The organism is Niastella soli (genome assembly GCF_017742245.1).
Taxonomy (GTDB): Bacteria; Bacteroidota; Bacteroidia; order Chitinophagales; family Chitinophagaceae; genus Niastella; species Niastella soli.
In genome coordinates, this window is the sequence record NZ_JAGHKO010000004.1 from 210,830 (window position 1) to 233,311 (window position 22,482).

Genomic DNA, 22,482 nt, shown 5'->3' on the forward strand with positions numbered 1-22,482 from the left:
ATTATGCAATATGCGTATTACCTGTTTTTTATTGACTGTATTCCTCTTTCTCCTGTGCAGGGAGACAGTTGCGCAATATACTGCCGACAAGATAGTAGGGCAGAAGCAGAAGTATGTATCGCTGGCAGACAGTCTGAAGCATTCAACGTATCCCTACCTGTTGCCGATCTGGGGACAAAAGGTGATCAGTAAAGGGTTCGATCTTCCTTTCCCAATGGGTTTCAGCGCCCAGTACGTTTGGCAGCAATCGGACATCATCATCAATAATTTACAGGTGGGTTTCAACAATGGCCCCAAGCGCAACTGCGATGACCTTATCCGGTTCGACGAGGCTACCGCCACTACCAATGGTGTGAACGTGCGACCTGATTTCTGGCTCTTTCCCTTTTTGAATGTATACGGCATTCTGGCCAGATCGAATAACTCCACTGCAGTGAAATGCGGGCTCTGGATACCTGATAGCAGCAGCAGTTGGAAGAAAATAGCCGACATCAATACAAAAGCCGATTTTGATGCTACCACTATAGGGTTTGGGCTCACCCCAACATTTGGAATAGGCGGCTTTTTTTTGGCACTCGATATGAATTTCTCCTGGTCGGATATTGAACAACTGGACAAACCCGCCTACATCTTTATCCTGGGCCCAAGGATTGGAAAGAATTTCAAATTCAAAGGAGAGCAAAGCCTGGCTATCTGGACAGGTGGATTCCGCGTGCATATGAACAGCGGTACGAACGGTTCCTTACCGCTTTCCGACCTGTTCCCCGTTAATGAATGGAACAAAAGAATAGACAGTGGTTATATGAAAGTAGCCAATAGCCAGCAACAGGTAGATGCGTGGTGGAACGGTCTTTCTGACCGCGACCAGCAAAACCCGGTGAATAAAGCCAAATATAATACGGCCAATACAGCGCTGGAAAAAGCAGGCCAGCTGCTCGATGGCGCTTCACAGGCGGCCAGCACCCTGGGAAACTCCACCGTGCAATATTCCCTTGATAAACGCCCAAAAGATAAATGGAATTTCCTCATTGGAGCGCAATACCAGCTTAACAAACATTTTATGGCGCGGGTAGAATACGGTTTTCTCAGCAGCCGTAAACAGTTAATTGCCGGTTTGCAATACAGGTTTGGCTTTTAATAACCACATAAAATTTAGTTATGAGAAAATACACACTTTTGATTGTTGTCAATCTGCTTGCAGCAGCGGTCTATTCACAAGAGACAAGAATATATGGATATGGCAATTATGTGTTTCAGGATCAGGTAGAATCCTACAGCAGCTCTACCAATTATTTTAATGGCACCATTGAGGACGGCGGCATGTGGGGCGTTGGGTTGGAATTCAAAGTGCACGATGAATATGGCCTCGAATTACTGTATCAGCGGCACGATACCAAAGCCGTTGTTCACTATTACGACCTGGCATCAGTTGGCGACAAAGGTGGCGATGTTGACCTGGGCATTAACTGGATCATGGCCGGGGCAAATCGTTACCTCACTGAAAAAAGAAGCCTGGAGCCATTTGCAGGCCTGATGCTCGGGGTGGCCATCATAGATGCCAAAAACCCGGATAATGGAAATAAGCAAAGCGCCACCAAATTTGCCTGGGGGTTTCGGCTGGGCACCAATGTATTGGTAAGTGAACGCATTGGTTTCAGGTTTCACGCGCAAATACAAAGCGCCACCCAGGCAGCCGGTGGCGGCCTGTATTTTGGAACTGGCGGCGCGGGCGTGGGAGTTTCCACCTATAGCAGTATGACACAATTCGTCTTAGGTGGCGGTGTATTTGTCCGGTTTGGCCACCCTGACCCTAAACCAACACGCCATCCATAATTCCTTGAGCATTTTGATAACATGCACTGGTTGCTGTCTTACATAACCGGATCATTACTGACCATACTGGTCATTGATCTACATGACAGCATAGCCTAATCGAAATGGCCCGGATCCATTACGTCTGCAAGAGGGGATATCATAAAAATATACCAGCCCCAACCCGAAACCTTCACCAATGACACCTTACGGGTACCATCATCCGTTTCCGTAGCAGTTAAAGACACCGGCGATCCGGTAACCGGTCTATGAGCCGGCCATCAGGCGGCTACGGCTTCGGCGGCCGGAGAAGATAACATTATCATACGAACAACGATCGCACAGCTGCTAGTCGATACCATAACCAGAAGCCCCGTTGTGTCTACATCGGGACTTTAACTGTAAAGCAAGTGCTATTTAACAGTGAATAGGTGAAAACACGGTAATAACCGATAAGCCATCGCTATCTTTAATAAGCGGCTGGGAACACAGTGACCTTAAAAAACCAACCTTGCAATGAAAAGAACATTTGACAACTGTTACCGCATTGTTTGTTTTGCCAGGACCAATGTAGCAATACTGGCAACAGGTGGAACTATAACTGGTGAAACAGAATTTGCAAAAGATAATTTATGAATATTAACATGGGAAGCGCAGCAGGGAGGATGCTAATAGGTTTATTATGCATCCTCCCATTTTTTACCTGGTCGCAGGATACAACCAAGCTCCTTCCTAATGGTACGGATGGGATGACATTCAACCCGGCGGATACCGGGAAAAATATGAAACCCAATGAATTTGACGGACCTATAGCAACTTTTAAGATTGGCCTCGGTTATATTCATGATTTTGTAGCGTATAGCGAAAGCGACAAATTCAAACAACAAATGGACAGCCTTGGCCTTAATCTGCTACCTGCTTTCAAACTAAGGGACTTTAGGGTTTTGGGCAGCGGTGTGTTTAAAACCAAACGATACCTGGCATTTAAGTTTGCCTATATGTGGGATGGCGATAATGAAAAATGGCTCATCAGGGAATCAGGGCTTACCATAGGGGTACCTGAGTTGGCCGGACACATTTTTATCGGCAGAACAAAAGAGGGCTATTCAATGGTGAAGGTAATGAACGGGCATTCACCCTGGACCATGGAACGGCAAATGGCATTGGACGTAATTCCTATTCTGGCCGATGGAATAAAATACTTCGCCTACCTCCCAAAATCAAGAGTATGGTGGAATCTGGGGGCTTATAATGATGTCATCTCAAAAGGCCAGGGATTCTCTACGTATGCCTGGCAATATGATGCCCGGGTTGGCTGGTTACCTATTTATAATAAAAAGAAGGACGAAGTACTCCATGTAGGCGTAAACCTGCGTTATGGCAAACCGGTCGATAACAAGATCACCCTGAAGTCAAGACCTGAGTCAAACCCCACACCACAAATAATAAACACGGGTGCATTTACTGCCAATCATTCCAGCCATCTTGGCGCAGAGGTCTATTACAGCAAAAAAAGTTTTATGATAGGATCGGAGGTTATGATGCATAATTTTTATGCTGACAATGCCGAAAACCACCAGTTCTATGGAGGCAATGTGGTAGTTACCTGGCTTTTCACAGGCGCTGTTCGCCCTTACAATACCAATGGAAGCATTTATGGCTTTGTACCTGTAAGAAAGTCTATTTTCAAAGGCGGTTGGGGCGAGTGGGAGGCCGTGGTGCATTTCTCCTGGCTCGATCTTACCGACAGATCTATTGCCGGTGGTAAATTTTGGCGTATTACGCCTATGGTTAACTGGTATGTTTCAAAAGTTATAAGAATGGAATTTGTATATGGTTATGGTGTGCTTGATCGATTTAATATAAAGGGACCAGTACAATTCTTTCAAAGCCGGTTACAATTCACCATGCTGTAATAAAAATTGAGAAATGTCAATCATGCACAAAAAAAAAATATTGTGCTCAAAGTTACAAATCTACCCTAAGAAAATTAGGCTGTGTTGGCGATAGGTGGTAAATTGTAGTACAAACACCAGCATACTTTTTACTTCGTATTCCCGCTAACATTTTTTCGTATTCCCACAAGAAAGCTTAGTTCTAGTTTTCTGCTACATGCTTTACACGAGCGTAACGTAACCAATCACATTAAATCTTACTAGTATGCGACACCAAAACCTAACCTTCGCACCAGGGACTGAAAAGACCACTTCGAGTTTTAACGCACAAGTTTTAAGTCCTGAAAAGGTCAGTGACATTTCCGAACGTTTGAAACAATTTATGAGTTCAGAAAAACCGTACCTCAGATACCGGTATACCATAAAAAGCCTGGCAGACGACATACAGGTACAGGCTTATCTGTTGTCGGCCTTTTTAAACCAGGAAAAACGACTTCGGTTTACTGATTATTTGAATCAGTTCCGGATCCTATATTGTGAGAATCTTATACAGGAAGGTCTGGCAAACGATTTGAACATGAAGGGCCTGGCATTGATCTGTGGTTTCCAAAACCGGAATACTTTAACCAGCGCTTTCAAAAAATTTACAGGGCTAACACCTTCCCGGTATACTAAAAGTGTACGTTTGGGAATAAAGCCTTAAAAGGCTGTCAATTCTGTGCTATCAGTATGGGTGAAAGAGGGGTGGCCCCACGGCCACTTCTCTTGTTTTATCCGCCATAGCTTTACCGCCGTCGCCTTTGGCTATGGCGGTCAAAGAGCGAAGGCGGATTTATTTCGACCAGTTGCTGCCAAACACAATGTAGTACGCCCAGGTATCGGGCCCATGCGCCACATCGATACCAACCCTAAGCTTGAACTTACGCGCCAATAAATACCTGAAACCAGTGCCATAGCTGGTTACCCAGTTTGTATTGCCAAATTCACTCCACTCATCAAATGCTTTACCGGCGCCGCCAAACAACATCGCACTCCACCGGCGGGTAAAATCCCAGCGAAGTTCCAACTCCGATAAAACATCGGCATTGCCCTGATACCGGTATACCGGAATACCGCGCATATCAATGTAGGGCAACATATAAAAAGGTGGGTCGCCAAACGCCTGCTGCCCATCCAAACGAAAACCAGCCGTTATACTGGGAATGATCATTCTATAGGCATACATATAATAGTTTATCCGCCAGAATTCATAATCACTGCCCAGCACATTATCGGCCCTGCTTACATCGGCATGTACTTTCATCCCTTTAAAAGGAGTGAAGATATTATCACGATTATCCAATTCTATTAATATCCCCAGCTGACTGATGATCTTTGTCATTTCCAATGACTTCACCAGGTTCACCATGGAAGTATCACCTACATACCGCGTGTCGGCCTTTAAGAACAGGTATTTAAACCCCGCATACCAGTTTGACTTAAATAATCTTTTTGAGCCCTGTAACAATACCGGTAATATTTTTATATTAAACGCCATTTCCTTTTCACCAATGTGCTCAAAGGTTTTATAGAACGACATATTTACATCAGCATATGCGGCGCCTATTGTGTATTTAATGCGTTGCTTTACCAGGGTGCCCGATCTGAAACCACCTACCATCCAGGTGTCATTTAATGTATAAACACCCATACCACCCGTGATATTGGGTGCCACAGGCGTTATCTTAAGTTTTCCATTTACCGAATCGTAGTAAGGTGGATTCTTTTTTATGAATACCGGTATTAAGGCGCCGCCAAAACCTCCCAGCGCCGGCTCGGTAATAATAAAGGGTATAGGCACAAAACCATTGGCCTGTATGATCCAATCGCTAAGGTCAAGGGCTTTATCCAATGAATCTTTTAATGAGATCTTATATTTCGCAGGTTGGGAAAACGCCGTTTGCCATCCCTGAAGGAATAGCAATATGCAAAAGCAACATTTCAGCAATGAGGGCTGCCATGTATTTATCATTTTCATACAAAGGGATAGATGATCGTATTTAAACAGATTATTGCAGATGTACTTTATATTTATTAAGATACTCCTGCATCAGGCGAGTGGCAACTCTTAACTGGCGCTCTACAGTTGGAACAGAACGTTGAAGGATCTCGGCAGTCACTTTAACGGTATTGTCTTTTTGCATGGCCAAAACATACACTTCCCGGTACTTGATTGGCATTTTACTTAAGCAGTAACAGATCTGGCGTTGCAGGTCAACCATATCCATCAATTGCTCGGCATCATTACCAACTGAAATTATACTATATGCTTTACCGGCTACTGCCACATGTCTTTTATATACTGACTCGTTACGAAGATGATTAATGATCTTGTTTCTTAATGACCGATATAAGTAAGACGATAATGATACATTGATCGTTATCTGATCTCTTTTTACATGCAACGTTATGAACAGCTCCTGTACAACTTCCTTGCAGGTTTGCCGGTCGTTGATATACTTTTTGGCAAAACACAACAACACATCCCAATATTTTTTGTATAACACCGAAAAAACTGCATCATCGTTGAAATCATGTATCATCATAACACTAAATTAAAAATAATGGGAAGGGTTACCTACGCACAAAGCTTTAACGATGACCGGTTTTATAAATCTGTGCATAGTGTTTGGTTCTTTTTGCACCATTTTGCTTTTCTGAGGTGTCTTAAAATTAAAAATAAACACCAAAAAAAACTTTATGACAACGAGTTTACGCTATCTGCTATTTGCGTGTCTGTTGCCCTTGCTATGGGGCTGTTACCCGAAGGGAGCGGAATACACAGACGAACTGGATCTCGTATATACGAACTATGCCAGTGATTTCAATTTTACTGCATTGAAAACCTATTCCATTCCCGACAGCGTTGTAAAGATCACCGGAGATGTCATTTCCGATCCGGATGGTGATGGCAAACCGTCGTTCTTACCATCCTCATCGGCCAAGGTGATCCTTGACCAGGTAAAATTAAATATGAGCAACTATGGATGGACGCTAGTAGACAAAAGGGGGAATCCCGATGTCACCATCCTGGTTTCATCAATGACCACTACCAATATCTATTATTATTACGATTGGTGGTATTATGGCTGGTACTACCCTGGTTACAACCCGGGCTGGGGCTGGTATTATCCCGGCTATTATCCTCCATATATTACCGGGTACCGCTCAGGATCTATATTAATGCAAATGATAGATAACACAAGCAAACCATGGGGATCCGATAATGCACCGGTAAAATGGGTTTGCATTTTAAATGGGCTGGCAGAAGGAGGGACGGCTAACATTGCCGCTCGTACGCAGGTAAATATAGACCAGGCTTATACACAATCACCATACTTAAAACACTAGAAATATTTTATATGAAACATATACTATTATCAGCGTTCATCCTGTTGTGTGGCGTTACTCTCTATAGCCAGAGTTCGTTTATTTTGTCGTATCCCATGGGCTTGCCCCTGGGCGACCTGCATGATTATTCAAGCAAAACAAGCTTCCGCGGCATCAGCATGGAGTTTTTGGGCCATGCCAAGCCCGGCGTTGCTGTTGGGCTGGAAACCGGCTGGAATGTATTCTATGAAAAGAAAAACAAAGAACCTTACAAACAGGGTACAACAACCATTACCGGCACGCAATACAGGTACACGAATGCGGTGCCCATACTGGTAGAATCAAAATGGTACCCAACAGAGGAAAAAAAGAAGGCCAATCCGTATGTGGGGCTGGGCGTAGGCACCTTGTTTGCAAGCCGGTCAACCGATTTTGGCTTATACCGCATCACCAATGAAGCCTGGCAGTTTTGCGTTCGGCCCGAGGTGGGAGTGCTATTTTCCATTGAACCCGGTCTGAAAGCTATGTTGGGTGCAAAATATTATGGAGCCTTCAATACCGACGACCTCGATGGTCAATCGTTTTTATCGATCAACGTAGGTTTTGTTTTCTCGAGTTTGTAAAAGTTCATTTGGGTTTTTATTTATTCATTAAAATTAACCAAACCATGAACTTCCCGATTCCAACCGCCGCGCCTGCCTGGATAAACGGCCGGGCCGTTGAACAACAACTGGAACGGATCTTCCTGCATCCTGATTTCAGCAGTTCCGAGATCTTAAAAAGATTCCTGTCTTTTGTAGTGCGGGAAACCCTCACAGGCAATGCCAATTGCCTGAAAGAATATACAATAGCATTGAAAGTATTACAGAAGCCTGTCAATTTCAATCCGCAAAAGAACTGCATTGTGCGCATCCATGCAGGCAGGCTGCGGCGGGCTTTATACCATTATTATAATGCTCCGGGAGCTGATGATGAAATTATCATTGGCATCCCGAAAGGGAAATATGTGCCCGTTTTTATGGACCGTCAACAGTGGCTCGAAGAAAGCCTGCTTAACAAATCTTACGAGGTAAACAAAACGCAGGCCGAAACCGAACCACTGATCTTTGCCATTCTTCCTTTCAATTATAATTCAGCAAACGAAGCCACCCGCACCTTCCTCGACGACCTGTGCCTGCAGATCAGCTCTGCGCTAACACAGATAAAACCGATCTCCGTGATCAGTTATCAGGTGGTAAAAAGTATGGCCGGTAATTATAGCGACCTCAAAGAGTTAAGCACAACATTGCGGTTTAACCATATTATCAGTGTAGGGGCCCAGTACCAGCAACAAAAGAGCAGGGTAAACATCCAGATCATCGATTGCCGGTACTACCGGCAAATATGGTCAAGGGTTTTTGACTGCACCCTCACCGGCTCCAATCTTTTTGAAGTTCAGGATGGTATTTGCCAGGTTATTACCAACCAGGCAAGCAATTATTCAGGTATTAACATAAAAAACCAAATAGTATGAAGAAATATGCATTATTCATTCTCCTGGCGCTGGTTTATCAATTTTCCAGTGCACAGGACGAAGACCTGGTTATAACAGGTACAAACAAAATATCCAAAGAGCTCACCCCCAAACAGATCATCGATTCACTGGAAGCCAGATTCCCCAATGCAAAAGCTGTTACCTATTACAAGATCCCTAAAGACGCTGCTGCAAAAGGATGGGCAATAAATGTGGAAGACAACCTCGAAGGTGGAGAGGATATCGAGTATTATACCCTCAAATTCAAAAACCAGGATTTCCAGTATTACGGTTTGTACAAACCCGATGGCACACTCGTAATGTCGAAATACAAGGAAGAAGTAAAAAATATCCCGGAACCAATCAAAGAATCATTAACACACCTGAAAGATAAATATCCCGGGTATAAATTAGAATCAAAAACCTATTACAAAAACACCAACTACTCAAGCAGCAAGGATTATTATGAGTTTGTGGCCAGCAATGGGAAAGAAAAAAAGAAAGTGATCTATAACGGGGAAGGCGAATTGGTAAAAGTAAAATAATCATCTGTAATACAAGTACAATTTATTCAAGCATAAAAATGAAATCATATGACAAAGAGAGTATTGATGGCACCATTGTTATTGGCGGGTTTGTATCTGGGTGCTTGTGGCACTGGTAAAAAGCTGGAGGTGGCACAAGGGCAGAACGCAGAACTTACAGAACAGAACCGGCAATTGAAAAGCAAGGTGAGTTCATTGAACAATGACTTGAACAGTTGTGCAGCAAGTCAAAAATCATGCTCGGATGAACTGGCTCAGGTGAAAGCCGACAACAAACACTTTCAGGACAGACTGGCGATGACCAATGCAGTATTAAAGGAGCAGGCCGACATCATGCACCAGATCCAAAACAAGGTAGATGATGCACTGGCTGATTTTAAAAGCAAAGGAGTGGAAGTATATTTCGACAAAGGACTGGTACATGTAGCCATGGAAGATAAACTCCTGTATAAAAGCGGCAGTTCCAAGCTGGGAAAAGATGGTAAAGATGCACTCACCCACCTGGCTGGCGTATTAAACGGTTATCCCAATCTGAAAGTAATTGTATTGGGAAATACAGATGATGTAAAGTTCAAGAACGGAATGGACAACTGGACGCTCAGTACTGAAAGGGCCAATGGGGTAGTGCGCGTGCTGGAAGACGAAGGGAATATGAACCCCACGCGGATAACTGCAGCCGGAAAAGGAAAATACAACCCTATTGCTGAAAATAATACCGAAGAAAACAGGTCAAAGAACCGGCGCACCGACATTATCCTCAACCCCGACCTCGATAAGCTGTGGGAAAGCGTAGACAAGTAGACATACATACTCTAAAATGGTGACCTGATAGCCTGGTTTTGAAATGAATTGATCTTAAAATACTAACCAGTGAAGGATTATAGTAACCAAAATTTACAAAATGCTTCGTTTGTTGATCAGGATCTCAGGTTCTCCAATTTTTCAAACAGTGATCTGCGAGGAGCCAACTTTTCAGGCGCAAACCTGAATGGGGTTGATTTTACAGGCATAAAAACCGGCATTACCCCCGTAAAGCTGGCTTGGATGTTCCTGGTGTCCATGATCATTTCTTTGTTCTCAGGGTATTTGGCCATGCTTGGTGGCAGAACAATACAGGCATTGTTGTATTCAAAAGTTGAACACGAACGCACTGCGGGCATATTAGCCCTCGTAGTTACGGTAATTTTTATCATTTGCGCCTGGTATGTAGGCGGTGGCCATGCCATTCGCTCTCTGCTGGTGCCTATTATAATATTTGCCTTTCTGGCCGGGATCATTCTTTACTGGTCGGGCCTCAGTACGGGTAAAGGCATGTTCTATTTAGGATTATCGCTGGTGTTGATAGTGGTCCTGTTTGTAGCAGGCACTATTGCCCGAACAATGGCTGGTGTGTTATCAAACATTTTGTTCTTTGTAGTGGCCATCTCTGGTACTATATTCGGTAAATCTGTTGGTGGCGACATTGGCACCGTTGTATTGGCCTTCATTTGTGCCATAATCAGCAAACGGGCCATAAACAATGTACATGGGTTCTTCCTGTTAAATGGTATAGCCCTGTACATTACCGGGCGCTATGGCACATCCTTTCGCCGGTCGAAAATGGCCAATACCCGGTTCGCCCAATCAAAACTCAGGAACGCCGATTTTTCCAATACCGATATCTCATCGATCAATTGGGGTAATGCAAAAAGGGTCAACTGTATTATTGACAACAGGATCATTACCGATTAGAAATAATTGAAGAATTCCCTGGCAAGGAGACGTTGAATCTAGGAGTGACCGAAACCGCATCGCATGATGACGGGAAAATACCGGAACCGTTAACATCCCGGGAGGATTAAACGGCAACGGTATTTTTTTTATGCCTGTACTCGTTCTGAACAAGTACAGGCATAAAAAAAGAATCCCGTGGAAACGGGATTCTGCTACCATATGAAAAAACTGACGTAGGTATAAAAAATCCTGAACTCTACTTTTCAGTGGTGTATGGAAATACACTAAACTGATTGTTAACCTTACTCCTGAATAGAATCGTTTTTAAAAGCGGCTGATTGTCTTTTATGACTATACATTCAAACTGTATCGTTAATCTTTTTGAAATACGTTGTAATAGATCCCACCCGTTAAATAGCCCGAAAACAGTATTCCCAGTGGGGCTACTTCGGTTTGCAAACCGGCATCTGGTTCCCAGCCCACATATACCCTGTTATACATCAAAGGCATTAACAATTGAGCCTGTAAACAAATGCCCATAGTGTGGGTAATAGCTATCCTGAGACCGGTAGCAAATGAGAACGTGAATGTTAACCGGTCGCCATTGTGAATTGAATCCGGATCAATATAGGCGGCGCCCAAAAGGGCTTTTCCATAAACATGCACGGGACCACTTCCATATTCTCTTCCGGCGCCTGCCAGTATCGTATGCATTTTTACAGTGCCAAGGGGCATTTTTCTATCTGAATCATTTCGTTGAAAACGCATGGTAGAAGAAACATATCCATACTGTAGTTCAAAACATACGTTTTGTTTCGATTTGCCTGGCTGAATGGTGTAGGCAACAGAGCCGGTATAACAGGGCCCATCGCCAAAAATAAAACGGCCTCTTGTTGCCCTCAGGCTGGCCCCGGTATAATAGCCGGCATTCGCAGTTAACTGCAGGGTTTGCGCTTGTAGCGATTCAAATGGCCATGGTAAAAAAAATAGTAAATACTTTAACATTGCCAACGGATTTGAATCTTTGATAAAGTGGCTTGCTTAAAAGAAAGACCGATGAAACGTGTTTTCCACCGGTCTTTTCGTGAGCCTGCTTTGCGTTTTACCCATCGCATGCAGAAAAATAAACCGGAAACTTGCCTTCTCCTATTAAAAACCTAATAATAAAAACTGTCTGCGTAACCAACGTAACCAATAATTTTTGGTGTTATCCCTGTATCAAAGTTACCGGGTGGCATATGGGAAAACAAATAACAGGGTGGCTTAGTGGCCAAGTTTTGCAAAAGTTGTCCAACTCAGGAAAACTGCCTGTTTCGTACGTAATCGGAGGGGGTTTTGCCAGTAAATTTTTTGAAGGCGGAAGTAAACGTATTCCTGTTATGAAAACCACATTTGGGTACCAGTTCCTTGAGGTTTATTTTGCCCGGTCTTTCATTTTTGATCAGGTCTTCACAATATTTGACGCGGAACTGGTTTAAATAATCGGTAAAATGCATTCCCAATCGCTTATTCAGAAATGCCGATAACTGGTGCAAAGGCATTTGCAGATCTTCGGCCAGGTCTTTTAATTTGTAGTGTGGTTTTAAAAAGGGTTGATGCTGCAGCATATAAGTATTCAACTTCACCCTGATCAAATCCACATTCGAGTCGTCAGCATCTGGCTGGCGATCATCCTTATTCATTCCCAACAACGATCTCAATATATGAAGCAATTTCCTTTCCATAAACTACAAGGCAGTTTTACAAAATTAACTGCCTTGCGTTATCGTCCATTCATTTAACCGTGAATCATATGTTAGGCAATGGATTGGGAAGGTCGTCGGGTTTATAGTAAGAGCTGATTGCGCAGTTTTTTTTCGGTCTCATCCCCCCAGTTCTTCAAGATGTCTGTTAATTGCGACCGGTATTCGTTCCCAGTCATTTTCTTTCCCTTTTTAGGCATCTCCAGTTCTTTCCCGGTCACATCTATCAGCGCCAGCTTGGTGGCATACCAGGTAGTATGAAAACGCGGAATGGCCAGTCCCATGATCATTCCGGGTAACCCATTTACAGACTCAGGGCCGCCAGTGGTAAGTATTTCATCGGTATAAAAAGCGATCACCACAACCGAGTCCATGATACGGCCAACGGCCTTTCGGCAATCGAACCCGGCAATCTTTCTTATTTCAGGCGTAATACGCCAGTCAATATGACGAACCGAGTCTGACACCTGATAGGCGCTCCCAAATATTACCCGCTGGGTTAAAGAAAGATTGCTATCCAAACTGGTAAGAACGGTATTCTCCGAAGCAAATACATTCCACGTTTTTACCTGTTTTATTTCCGGCTCCCGGCCCGCTTTAAACAACGTACGATCGTCTTTGAAGAAAAGGTCGTAATAAAAAGTCACAAACTTGGGCAACTTCGACTTTGTCAATTCATCAAAGAAATTGCTCTCACTCATTAAAGCATGCTGATTGGTCTTTCGTTCGTATTCTATTCTGCCTTGTGAGATGAATTGCTGCTGCGCCAAAACAGCCTGCGAAAATAATATGGTTACTATTATATAAAAAAGTGACTTCATTGATTTACGATTTTAAGTGCTGAGTTCTTATGTTATTTGGTTCTTGGGTTCTTGGGTTCTTGGGTTTTTGAGTTATTGGCCACCCGGTCCTGAGCGTCAGCGAAGGACAGGGTATTCTCTTTGCCTTCTGCCGTCTACCGTCTGCCGTCTGCCTTCTGCCGTCGGCCTTCTGCCTTCTGCCTTCTGCCGTCTGCCGTCTGCCGTCTACCTTCTGCCTTCTGCCGTCTGCCGTCTGCCTTCTGCCTCTTCTTAAAAACCCATTGGTTTTCCATTTTTGTTGAAGTTCCAGATGAACGATAACATAAAATTCCTTTTGATGGTATTATACGTTCTTTCTGAAATAAAGTTATTGTTGATATTCCGGTTAAACCCAATATTCTGGTTCAGGATATCCTTTACAGCAAATCGCAGGCGGCCCGCATCATTCTTTAAGAACTTCTTGTCAATACTTCCATTCCAAATGATTGAATTATTATTATTTTCAAACACACTGGTCTTTTGACGCAAATTGAATGTGCAGTCGGTGTTTGTTTCCAGTTTCCACGGCAGGGCTAACCATACCCAAACGCTATGCCCCTGGGTAAGGTAACGGGTAACCTTGTCGGTTGCCAACGAAGTTTTGGAAACATTATAATCGAAGTCAAAGAACAGCCAGATATCGACCTTCTTTTCTTTACGGTAACCTATATTAGGACCAATGCTAAAGGTCTGCCTGTCGTTCTTATTTTCCTGATCATTGGTAAAGTTGGTATTGTGATTCAGGTTAAACTCGGCATTAGTACCAGCCATTAATCCCCATTTGGCTACTTTTTTTCTATAGGAGAGGTAGCCGCTTACCCGGTAATTACCATCTACGTTTATAGGCCGCGATATTTTACGACCGGTTTTAAGGTCCAGGAAATTATAGGTACTGAAATCATTTTGCGTTGTGCTATAATTGAGCTCTGAGTAAATACTCCGTTCCGACAGGAATTTAAAACTATTGTACGACACCTCGAATCGATGCCGGAAAGCCTGTTTCAGATAGGGGTTACCCTCCTGAATGTTCATTTGGTTGGTAATATCCCGTATAGGCTGGATCTGACTAAGGGAAGGCGCTTGCGTGCTTCCGTTATAATTGAACCGCAGATTGCCATTGGTACCCATGGTCCAGTTCAGGTTGGCTTGTGGATAATAATTGGTAAAACTGTAATTGATGGCAGAATCTCTTTTTATGTCTGTACGGGTATAAGCCGCATTCGAAATGTTCATCCCAAACGAGAAATTGATCTTTTTGGGTTTGGCATACCGGTAATTGATCCCGCCCGATTGGGTAAGTACATTTAGCTGGTATTCATTGCTCAGCGAATCGATCCTGTTCAAATATTCTTTCCCACCTAAAGCATCTTTCTCCATCGTGGTGATGTAGGCCTTCCGGTGATTGTTATCTATGCTATAGTTAAACTCCAGTAACGACCTTTTATTGATCGGTTCTGTATAAGAGACCTTGGAGTTAATGGTAGAGAGGGTATTTTCAGTCAGCTTTTGCTGATCAAGTATTTTAGCACTATCCAATATCCCATTTTCATAATAGTTGTTGTCTGAGAAAAAGAACCCGTTCGAAACTATGTTGGTATAATTCTGTTTAGCCGAAATAGAAAGGGTCCGCCCCTGTTTTCTGAACTTTTGCTTGAACAGCAGCGTGGAATTGAAATTCTTGTTATCGGCATCGGTTGTGGTTTTCCGTTCAATGCGGCTTAAGGTATCACCCAGGCTGTTCAACGATTCCTGGTGGAAAGTACTTTGACTAAAACTTTCTCCCTTCGAACCCTGCACCGTAATTTTTATGGAAGAAAAAGAATCGATCTGCACTTCATACAACCCATCTAACCGGTTGCGGTAACGGCTGGTAAAGCTGTTACCATTTTCATTGGTATACAAAACGGTATCCTTTAAGATATTCTGGCTATAAGTATTGCCTTCTGATTCCGTATTCAGTTTATTATACTGGTAATTACCGTTCAGGTGAATTTTATCGCCGTTCCATTTATTAGAGTAATGGAGACCGCCATTCCAGCCTTTGGGCAATCCTTCCCCCCAATAATTACTACCGCCAAATTCATCTCCACCGCTAACAGAGATAGATATTCCGCCATCATCGGAGCCCACCTCCACATTATTGTTGGCCCCGTAGTTCATCCCTTCATTCCAGTTTAACCCCGTTTTCCCGGTATTCGACATAATGCCATAAGCCGCAAATTTCCGCTTGCCCTTAAAGGCATTTATCATGAGGTTGTTGTTCCAGTATTTATTGGCATCGCTGCCTAATTCCAGTTTACCAAAGTACCCTTTCTTTCTATCCTCCTTTAATTGCACATTGAGGGTTTTGGTTTTTTGTCCATCATCGATACCTGTGAAGGTAGCCTGGTCGCTTTTTTTATCGAATGCCTGCACTTTTTCAACGGCATCGGCGGTAAAGCCCCGGGTAACAATGGTAGGGTCATCGCTAAAAAACTCCTCCCCATCCACCAGTACTTTCTGTACCTTTTCGCCCTGGGCGGTTATTTTACCGTCTTTGTCTACCTGAATACCGGGTAAAATTTTCAACAGATCTTCAACCGTGGCCCCTGCACTCAATTTAAAGCTGTCAGCAATGTACTCGGTAGTATCACCTTTGATGCGAATAGCGCCCAGTTTGTGCTGTACTACAACTTCTGCCAGCAACTGGCTCTTCAGGATCAGGGAAATTTTGCCCAGATCAACGGTGGCGCCCGCTGTTACTTCAACCTGGTCGAAGTAATCGGCATAAGCCGGGCGGGTAACCATAACAATAAATTTACCTGCAGGTAACTTTTGAAGCTCAAACTGACCCGCCGTATTACTTCGGGTATAAGAAACCAACACCGAATCGGCTGGCCTCAATAATGCAATAACTGTATTGGCAAGGTTCTTTTTTTCCGAAGTATCAATTACTGTACCTTTAAGAGTGGCTTGTTGTGCTAAAACGGGAACGGAAATAATAAAAAGTAAGGCTAGAAGTATGGTTGTTTTCTTCATGGGAAGTAAGGGACACAGGCATTAAGCCATAGTGGTTGGTTAACGTGTTTGGTTAATTTGTCCGATACGCCCTGGTGATGGAGCGAATGTCTGGAATGTATTTGGTTTTTAACCAAAGAATATCTTAATTAATCGTTAAAGCAGTTTCATATATATCTGGTCATAATATACAAGACAAGTACAGGATCAAAACAAACAGAACAGGCTTATGGAAGTAAAAAAATATGAAGAAATTCATTTTGTAGACAGCACAAGGGCAGTATGGAACTATTCTTTTTTTTCAGAAGATGACATCCGCAATTTCCAGCAGGGTACCCATTATCGCTTATACGATCTGTTTGGTTCACACGAAATTGAAGTATTGGGCAAAAGAGGCTACTATTTTGCCGTTTGGGCGCCAAACGCCACCGCCGTATCTGTGATCGGCAATTTCAACGACTGGAACCCCACCACCCATCCTTTGTTTGTCCGGCTCGACAAATCGGGTATCTGGGAGGGTTTTATTCCCGGAATGTCCAGAGGCGAAGTATACAAATACCATATAGATGGGTTCAAGGGCGTTAAAACCGACAAGGGCGACCCCTATGCCAATTTCTGGGAAAAAAGACCCAACACGGCTTCCATTACCTGGGACCTTGGCTACAACTGGAAAGACGATGACTGGATGTCAAACCGCGGTAAGCACAATTCACTGGAAGCACCCTGCAGTATTTATGAAGTCCACCTCGCCAGCTGGATGCGCCCGAATAAACATGACGAAGAATCTTACAATTCATACGATCAGCTACGGCAGCTAATGGTCCCTTACGTACAGGAAATGGGATTTACCCACGTGGAATTTATGCCGATAATGGAACATCCTTTCGATGGCAGCTGGGGTTACCAGGGTACCGGTTATTTTGCACCCACTTCCCGGTTTGGCGATCCGCAAAGTTTTATGGAGCTGATAAATGCTTTTCATGAAGCAGGCATTGGCGTTATACTCGACTGGGTACCTTCACATTTCCCCTACGATGCCCATGGCCTGTTTATGTTCGACGGGGCCAACACCTACGAATATGCCGATATGCGCAAAGGGTTTCACCCCGATTGGAACAGTTATGTATTCAACTATAAAAGGGGAGAGGTAAAATCCTTTCTCATCAGCAGCGCCCGTTTCTGGTTCGATAAATTCCATATTGATGGGATTCGGGTTGATGCGGTCAGTTCCATGCTGAAATTAAATTATTCGCGTACCCACGGCCAGTGGGAACCCAACGAATACGGCGGCGATGGCAATATTGAAGCTATAAATTTTATTAAAGACCTGAATGAGACCATTTACCGCGATTTTCACGATATCCAAACGATTGCCGAAGAAGCAACCGACTGGCCAGGCGTATCGCGACCCACTGTTAATAACGGACTGGGCTTTGGCATGAAATGGATGATGGGCTGGATGCACGATACACTGGATTATTTTAAAATGGACCCCATATACCGGCGCCATTACCAGAATAAGTTCTCCTTCAGCATGATGTATTATTACGACGAAAACTTTCTATTACCTTTAAGTCATGACGAAGTAGTACATGGTAAAAGCCCGATGATCTTTAAAATGCCGGGCGATGAATGGCAGAAATTTGCCAACCTGCGTACCCTGTATACTTATATGTTTACACACCCCGGGGGAAAACTCCTGTTCATGGGCAGTGAATTTGGTGATACCAATGAATGGAATTACAAAAGCGAGCTGCAGTGGGACCTGCTAAAATTTGACTCACACCAGTTAATGAAGGATTGTGTACGCGATCTGAACCTTTTATTGCGGAACGAACCCGCGATGTATGAAAACCAGTTTAATATTTATGGGTTTGAATGGGTTGACCTGAACCACCCGGCCGAATGTGTGGTAGCTTACCGCCGAAAAGGGAAAGACCCCGCCAATGACCTCCTGATCATTTTAAACCTGACCCCTGTGGTGCGGCACGACTGGAAAGTATATACTTACGGGAAATCTGAATGGCGTGAGATCTTTAATTCCGATGACAAACGATATTGGGGAACCGGAAATGTGTTCAATCCGGAGATCTTCACGAGAAGTTTAGATAAAAATGATAATATGTATGAAATAAATGTGCACCTGCCGCCGTTGGGAGCTATAGTATTGAAGTAACAGATTTTTGTGATATATGAAAAGAACAAATCTATGAAAACCCTTAGCGCTATTTTAATGTTGGGATTAATTTCCAACGGTGTTTACTCCCAAACTGATAGTACAGAATTCTATTATAGAAAAGGAATTCTGGAACAAGAAGCTCGCCGGTACCGGGAAGCAGAAAAAAACTTCGCCAAAGCCGCACAATTTTCACCCAAAGCGCCCAAAGTATTGTTGGGCTGGGGACAGTCGCTCATAGAACAACGGCGCTATGTAGAAGCCCGGGAAAAATTCAGCGGCGCCTACCAGGCAGACAATAAAAATACCGATGCGGTACTGCAACTGGCTACGTTATCACTAAATACCCGCCAGTGGAATGAAGCGATCACGTACGCTAAAAAAATGCAGGAATTAAAGATCGGCAACAGCGCCAATTACATTATGGTGAAAAGCTATTATGGACTGGAGAATTATGGCGAATGTGTGAAATACTGTGAACTGGCCTACAAAGACGATCCTAAAAATGCAGAAGTTCCTTATATAGCCGGTCGCTGCCTGGTTGATATGAGCAATTACAAAAAAGCGGCTGGTTGCTTTGAGCAGGCCATCACGCTTGACAGCAGTAAAGCGAATTGGATGTATGAAGCCGCGTTGGTTTACTACGCAGTGCCTGATGATAAAAAAGCCATTTACTGGTTTGAGCGGGCCGCTGCCAAGGGCTACCCCCGCAGTAATGATTTTATAGAGAACCTCGCCAATGCCTACCTGAACGTTAAGAATTATGATAAAGGATTGGGTCTGTTACAGGAAGTGCTGGTAAAAAAGCCACAGGACCAGGAACTGTTATACAACATTGCTGATGCCTATTACAACATGGGCAAATATGACGACGCCATCAGCTACTGGGATAAATTACTCGAGCTCGATAAAAAGAATGCGAACTCTTTATACATGATCGGACTGAGTTATCAAAAGAAAGGAGAGAAGGAAAAAGGACAACAACTGTGCGACAAAGCCATTGAAATGGACCCTTCGTTAAAGAACCTGAAAGAGGAGAAGAAAATGCCTGGTGGAATATAATACAGGGCAATAGGCAATGGGCAATAGGCAATAGGCAATAGGCAATAGAGAATACAAAAGAAAAGAAATAAAAATCCCCAGGTTATTTTGACCCGGGGATTTTCTATTAGTTAATGCTTGTTTTAAGGAATCCCCTCCTGGGAGGGGTAGGGGTGGGTTTGCCTACTGCCTTCTGCCGTCTGCCTTCTGCCGTCTGCCTTCTTCCTACATCCTATCCGGTACTCGAATCCCCGGAATCTAAAAGGTAGAAGGCAGAGATTTGAATGCAAGTAATTTTACAATAAAAAATCCCCGGTCACGTGTACCGGGGATTTTTTTATTATATCATTTGCTTTTTCAAACATTCTTTGTCTTTCTCTCTGCCGTCTGCCGATACAGACGGGGTTCCGCAATAAGGACTTTCATCTCTGCCTTCTGCCCTCTGCCTTCTGCCGTCTGCCGTCTGCCTTCTGCCGTCTGCCGTCTGCCGTCTGCCTTCTTCCTACATCCTATCCGGTACTCGAATCCCCAACAGTGCCAGACCCGATTTAAGCACATGGGCTACCAGTTGGTTGATCTGTAAACGCAACTCTTTTTTAGCAGGTGTTTCAGCTGTTATGATCTTATGCTTCGCAAAAAAGCTGTTGTACAACTGCGCCACGTTGAACACATAGCTGGCAATAGCACTTGGGTTCATTTCTTCACCAGCCTGTTTAATAACCTCGGGATATCTTTCCAGCGACAGGATCAATTCTTTTTCAAGAGGTAACAGGTCTGTACCAATATCAGAACCCGTATATAACTCTTTTCTAAAGACCGATTGCGTACGCGCGTAAGCGTATTGAATGAAAGTAGCCGTAAAACCATGCAGGTCTATCGACTCTTCGGGATTAAAGATCATCCGCTTTTGGGGATCAACCCGCACCAGGAAGAATTTTAAACCACCGGCGCCCACTATTTCATCCAACTCATTTAGTGCTGAAGCGCTCAGTTCCTCCGTTTTATGCTGGCCTTTTTCTTTTTGCTCTTCTTCTCTTTCCGTTCTTTTGCGTGCTGCCTCCCGGATCATTTCATCCAGGATATCGTCGGCATCAACCACGGTACCTTCACGCGTTTTCATTCTACCGGTAGGCAATTCCACCATACCATAGCTTAAATGGAAAATACCATCGGCGCCGGAAATGCCCAGCTTTTGGCAAATAAGCTTTAATACCTTGAAGTGATAGTTCTGTTCATCACCCACCACATACACGCTCAGATCGCAATTGAATTCGTTTTGTTTTACTTCAGCCAGGCCAATGTCCTGCGTAATGTAAACAGCCGTGCCATCACGACGACGAACGATCTTTTCATCCAAACCGTCTTTGGTCAAATCAACCCAGGCGCTGCCATCATCTTTCAGGAAGAACACTTTTTTACGTAAGCCTTCTTCTACCAGGTCTTTCCCCAGCAGATAGGTCTCGCTTTCGTAATATATTTTATTGAAATCGCTGCCAATGCGTTTATAGGTCTCATCAAAGCCTTTGTACACCCAGCTGTTCATGGTGCGCCACAGTTCAACCACATCGGGTTTACCCGCTTCCCAGTCAACCAGCATTTGCTGAGCGGCTTGCATAATGGGCGCATCTTTTTCCAGCTCCTGTTTGGTGTCCTCCATTATTTTCTCCGCCTGCTCTTGCGTTTTTCCGGCAGCCAGTAATTCCGCCAGTTTCTTTTCCTTGATGGGCACCATTTGTTTCTTTAGTTCGGTCCCAAACAGTACATAATAATCGCCCACCAGGTGGTCGCCTTTTATACCGGTACTATCAGGAGTGGCGCCATTGCCAAATTGTTGCCAGGCGATCATGCTTTTGCAAATGTGAATACCGCGGTCGTTGGCAATACAGGTTTTTATCACCTCATAGCCATTGGCCTTATAAATTTCAGCTACGCTCCAGCCGAGGAAATTATTTCTTAAATGCCCCAGGTGCAGGGGTTTATTGGTGTTGGGTGAAGAATATTCGATCATTACCCGTTTGCCGTTGTGTGGCTGACGGCCATAGGCGGGTTCGTTGTAATTTTCTTTTAGGAAGTTCAGCCAGAAACTGTCGCTGATGGCGAGGTTTAAAAACCCTTTGATCACATTAAAAGCGCCGAAAAGGGTGGCATTGTCCGTCAGCAGGGCCTGCCCCAGCTCATTGCCCAATTCTTCCGGCTTCTTTTTCAGGGTTTTTAACAGGGCAAACAACACCACGGTATAATCCCCTTCAAATTCGGGTTTGGTCTCACTGACCGTAATGGAAGAGGGGGCTATGTCTACCTGGTACAACTTATTGAGCTGTTCGCTTACTGCCTGCTGAATAACGGGAACTATTGCCATGCGTTGATTTTGTTGAAACAGCAAATTTAAGATAATGTGATGAGTTAATGGCGAATAGGTGGGAAGAAGGGGAGGGCAATCATTGTCATTTAGTAAATGCTTGTATTAAGAAGTCCCCTCCTGGGAGAGCCTGTCCCGCTTTGCGGGAGGCAGGGTGTTAAGAAATCCCCTCCTGGGAGGGGTAGGGGTGGGTTCTCTGTGTTTCATTCCGGGTTAATCAAATCAATGCCCACCCCTATCATCAGTGTTTATGTGTGCACACTGCAGCCCTTCCGGTAGCAGTGATTTAGCTCTCCTTTTCGCTTGACTAAACGACATTGAATAGGGCAATGGGCAGTGGGCAATGGGGAATACACCTCAGCGCGGAAAAGGCAGATGGCAGACGGCAAACGGTAATACACCTGAGCGCGGCGGAATATATTATTCCCTGGCGAGGGCCATTTCCCATTTCCCAAAAAAAGAGCCATCCGCGGGGGCGAAC

General features: G+C 44.0%; 19 protein-coding genes. 12 read left to right on the forward strand and 7 right to left on the reverse strand.

Going from position 1 to position 22,482, the window contains the following annotated elements; all coding sequences use genetic code 11:
- Positions 1–10 precede the first annotated feature (10 nt).
- The 4 genes from J7I42_RS15665 (at position 11) to J7I42_RS15680 (ending at position 4,410) form a co-directional block, all read left to right on the forward strand.
- Positions 11–1,138, forward strand: coding sequence for a hypothetical protein (locus J7I42_RS15665; protein WP_209139771.1), 1,128 nt, complete (start codon positions 11–13; stop codon positions 1,136–1,138).
- Between the two features lie 20 nt (positions 1,139–1,158).
- A complete protein-coding gene (locus tag J7I42_RS15670; RefSeq protein ID WP_209139772.1) occupies positions 1,159–1,833 on the forward strand; it encodes a hypothetical protein in 675 nt (224 codons plus the stop codon).
- 611 nt (positions 1,834–2,444) lie between these two features.
- Positions 2,445–3,728 (forward strand): OprO/OprP family phosphate-selective porin, encoded by a 1,284-nt coding sequence (locus J7I42_RS15675; RefSeq protein WP_209139773.1) that lies wholly within the window; start codon positions 2,445–2,447, stop codon positions 3,726–3,728.
- A gap of 361 nt (positions 3,729–4,089) precedes the next feature.
- Positions 4,090–4,410, forward strand: coding sequence for a helix-turn-helix domain-containing protein (locus J7I42_RS15680; RefSeq protein ID WP_209139774.1), 321 nt, complete (start codon positions 4,090–4,092; stop codon positions 4,408–4,410).
- Between the two features lie 129 nt (positions 4,411–4,539).
- On the opposite strand, the gene J7I42_RS15685 is transcribed toward J7I42_RS15680, so the two are convergent.
- Together J7I42_RS15685 and J7I42_RS15690 are read right to left on the reverse strand one after the other, a co-directional pair.
- Positions 4,540–5,724, reverse strand: a complete 1,185-nt coding sequence (locus tag J7I42_RS15685) for a BamA/TamA family outer membrane protein (protein ID WP_209139775.1) — start codon at positions 5,722–5,724, stop codon at positions 4,540–4,542.
- Positions 5,725–5,755: 31 nt separating this feature from the next.
- Positions 5,756–6,292 (reverse strand): sigma-70 family RNA polymerase sigma factor, encoded by a 537-nt coding sequence (locus tag J7I42_RS15690; RefSeq protein WP_209139776.1) that lies wholly within the window; start codon positions 6,290–6,292, stop codon positions 5,756–5,758.
- Positions 6,293–6,446: 154 nt separating this feature from the next.
- Between J7I42_RS15690 and J7I42_RS15695 the strand changes: the two genes are divergently transcribed.
- From J7I42_RS15695 to J7I42_RS35600, 6 genes are all read left to right on the forward strand, one after another.
- Positions 6,447–7,097, forward strand: coding sequence for a DUF4136 domain-containing protein (locus tag J7I42_RS15695; protein WP_209139777.1), 651 nt, complete (start codon positions 6,447–6,449; stop codon positions 7,095–7,097).
- A gap of 11 nt (positions 7,098–7,108) precedes the next feature.
- On the forward strand, positions 7,109–7,699 hold the full coding sequence (locus J7I42_RS15700) for a hypothetical protein (RefSeq protein ID WP_209139778.1): 591 nt from the start codon (positions 7,109–7,111) through the stop codon (positions 7,697–7,699).
- A 44-nt stretch (positions 7,700–7,743) separates the two neighbouring features.
- Positions 7,744–8,589: a hypothetical protein gene (locus J7I42_RS15705; RefSeq protein WP_209139779.1), complete on the forward strand. Its 846-nt coding sequence runs from the start codon at positions 7,744–7,746 to the stop codon at positions 8,587–8,589.
- Entirely contained in the window at positions 8,586–9,134 is a 549-nt protein-coding gene (locus tag J7I42_RS15710) for a hypothetical protein (protein WP_209139780.1), read from the forward strand. The genes J7I42_RS15705 and J7I42_RS15710 overlap by 4 nt, the downstream gene beginning before the upstream one ends.
- 48 nt (positions 9,135–9,182) lie before the next feature.
- Positions 9,183–9,935, forward strand: coding sequence for an OmpA/MotB family protein (locus J7I42_RS15715; RefSeq protein WP_209139781.1), 753 nt, complete (start codon positions 9,183–9,185; stop codon positions 9,933–9,935).
- A 69-nt stretch (positions 9,936–10,004) separates the two neighbouring features.
- Positions 10,005–10,865, forward strand: coding sequence for a pentapeptide repeat-containing protein (locus J7I42_RS35600; protein ID WP_209139782.1), 861 nt, complete (start codon positions 10,005–10,007; stop codon positions 10,863–10,865).
- A 354-nt stretch (positions 10,866–11,219) separates the two neighbouring features.
- On the opposite strand, the gene J7I42_RS15725 is transcribed toward J7I42_RS35600, so the two are convergent.
- The 4 genes from J7I42_RS15725 to J7I42_RS15740 form a co-directional block, all read right to left on the reverse strand.
- Positions 11,220–11,852 carry a hypothetical protein gene (locus J7I42_RS15725; RefSeq protein ID WP_209139783.1) on the reverse strand — a complete coding sequence of 211 codons (633 nt, stop codon included), beginning with the start codon at positions 11,850–11,852 and terminating at the stop codon, positions 11,220–11,222.
- Positions 11,853–12,142: 290 nt separating this feature from the next.
- Positions 12,143–12,571 (reverse strand): helix-turn-helix domain-containing protein, encoded by a 429-nt coding sequence (locus tag J7I42_RS15730; RefSeq protein ID WP_209139784.1) that lies wholly within the window; start codon positions 12,569–12,571, stop codon positions 12,143–12,145.
- A gap of 101 nt (positions 12,572–12,672) precedes the next feature.
- Positions 12,673–13,410: a GLPGLI family protein gene (locus J7I42_RS15735; RefSeq protein WP_209139785.1), complete on the reverse strand. Its 738-nt coding sequence runs from the start codon at positions 13,408–13,410 to the stop codon at positions 12,673–12,675.
- A gap of 249 nt (positions 13,411–13,659) precedes the next feature.
- Positions 13,660–16,446, reverse strand: a complete 2,787-nt coding sequence (locus J7I42_RS15740; protein WP_209139786.1) for a TonB-dependent receptor — start codon at positions 16,444–16,446, stop codon at positions 13,660–13,662.
- A gap of 208 nt (positions 16,447–16,654) precedes the next feature.
- On the opposite strand from J7I42_RS15740, the gene glgB reads away from it, so the two are divergent.
- Both glgB and J7I42_RS15750 read left to right on the forward strand, forming a co-directional pair.
- Positions 16,655–18,601, forward strand: a complete 1,947-nt coding sequence (gene glgB / locus J7I42_RS15745) for a 1,4-alpha-glucan branching protein GlgB (protein ID WP_209139787.1) — start codon at positions 16,655–16,657, stop codon at positions 18,599–18,601.
- Between the two features lie 33 nt (positions 18,602–18,634).
- Positions 18,635–19,663 carry a tetratricopeptide repeat protein gene (locus J7I42_RS15750; protein ID WP_209139788.1) on the forward strand — a complete coding sequence of 343 codons (1,029 nt, stop codon included), beginning with the start codon at positions 18,635–18,637 and terminating at the stop codon, positions 19,661–19,663.
- Positions 19,664–20,144: 481 nt separating this feature from the next.
- Here the strand turns inward: J7I42_RS15750 and argS are convergent, their stop codons facing one another.
- Positions 20,145–22,001, reverse strand: a complete 1,857-nt coding sequence (gene argS / locus J7I42_RS15755; protein ID WP_209139789.1) for an arginine--tRNA ligase — start codon at positions 21,999–22,001, stop codon at positions 20,145–20,147.
- Positions 22,002–22,482: the final 481 nt, after the last annotated feature.

Excerpts from the sequence above, each read along its gene's own strand:
- J7I42_RS15665 (WP_209139771.1), top strand. The coding sequence starts at position 11 with ATGCGTATTACCTGTTTTTTATTGACTGTATTCCTCTTTCTCCTGTGC.
- J7I42_RS15670 (WP_209139772.1), top strand. The coding sequence starts at position 1,159 with ATGAGAAAATACACACTTTTGATTGTTGTCAATCTGCTTGCAGCAGCG.
- J7I42_RS15675 (WP_209139773.1), top strand. The coding sequence starts at position 2,445 with ATGAATATTAACATGGGAAGCGCAGCAGGGAGGATGCTAATAGGTTTA.
- J7I42_RS15680 (WP_209139774.1), top strand. The coding sequence starts at position 4,090 with ATGAGTTCAGAAAAACCGTACCTCAGATACCGGTATACCATAAAAAGC.
- J7I42_RS15685 (WP_209139775.1), bottom strand. The coding sequence starts at position 5,724 with ATGAAAATGATAAATACATGGCAGCCCTCATTGCTGAAATGTTGCTTT.
- J7I42_RS15690 (WP_209139776.1), bottom strand. The coding sequence starts at position 6,292 with ATGATGATACATGATTTCAACGATGATGCAGTTTTTTCGGTGTTATAC.
- J7I42_RS15695 (WP_209139777.1), top strand. The coding sequence starts at position 6,447 with ATGACAACGAGTTTACGCTATCTGCTATTTGCGTGTCTGTTGCCCTTG.
- J7I42_RS15700 (WP_209139778.1), top strand. The coding sequence starts at position 7,109 with ATGAAACATATACTATTATCAGCGTTCATCCTGTTGTGTGGCGTTACT.
- J7I42_RS15705 (WP_209139779.1), top strand. The coding sequence starts at position 7,744 with ATGAACTTCCCGATTCCAACCGCCGCGCCTGCCTGGATAAACGGCCGG.
- J7I42_RS15710 (WP_209139780.1), top strand. The coding sequence starts at position 8,586 with ATGAAGAAATATGCATTATTCATTCTCCTGGCGCTGGTTTATCAATTT.
- J7I42_RS15715 (WP_209139781.1), top strand. The coding sequence starts at position 9,183 with ATGACAAAGAGAGTATTGATGGCACCATTGTTATTGGCGGGTTTGTAT.
- J7I42_RS15725 (WP_209139783.1), bottom strand. The coding sequence starts at position 11,852 with ATGTTAAAGTATTTACTATTTTTTTTACCATGGCCATTTGAATCGCTA.
- J7I42_RS15730 (WP_209139784.1), bottom strand. The coding sequence starts at position 12,571 with ATGGAAAGGAAATTGCTTCATATATTGAGATCGTTGTTGGGAATGAAT.
- J7I42_RS15735 (WP_209139785.1), bottom strand. The coding sequence starts at position 13,410 with ATGAAGTCACTTTTTTATATAATAGTAACCATATTATTTTCGCAGGCT.
- J7I42_RS15740 (WP_209139786.1), bottom strand. The coding sequence starts at position 16,446 with ATGAAGAAAACAACCATACTTCTAGCCTTACTTTTTATTATTTCCGTT.
- glgB (WP_209139787.1), top strand. The coding sequence starts at position 16,655 with ATGGAAGTAAAAAAATATGAAGAAATTCATTTTGTAGACAGCACAAGG.
- J7I42_RS15750 (WP_209139788.1), top strand. The coding sequence starts at position 18,635 with ATGAAAACCCTTAGCGCTATTTTAATGTTGGGATTAATTTCCAACGGT.
- argS (WP_209139789.1), bottom strand. The coding sequence starts at position 22,001 with ATGGCAATAGTTCCCGTTATTCAGCAGGCAGTAAGCGAACAGCTCAAT.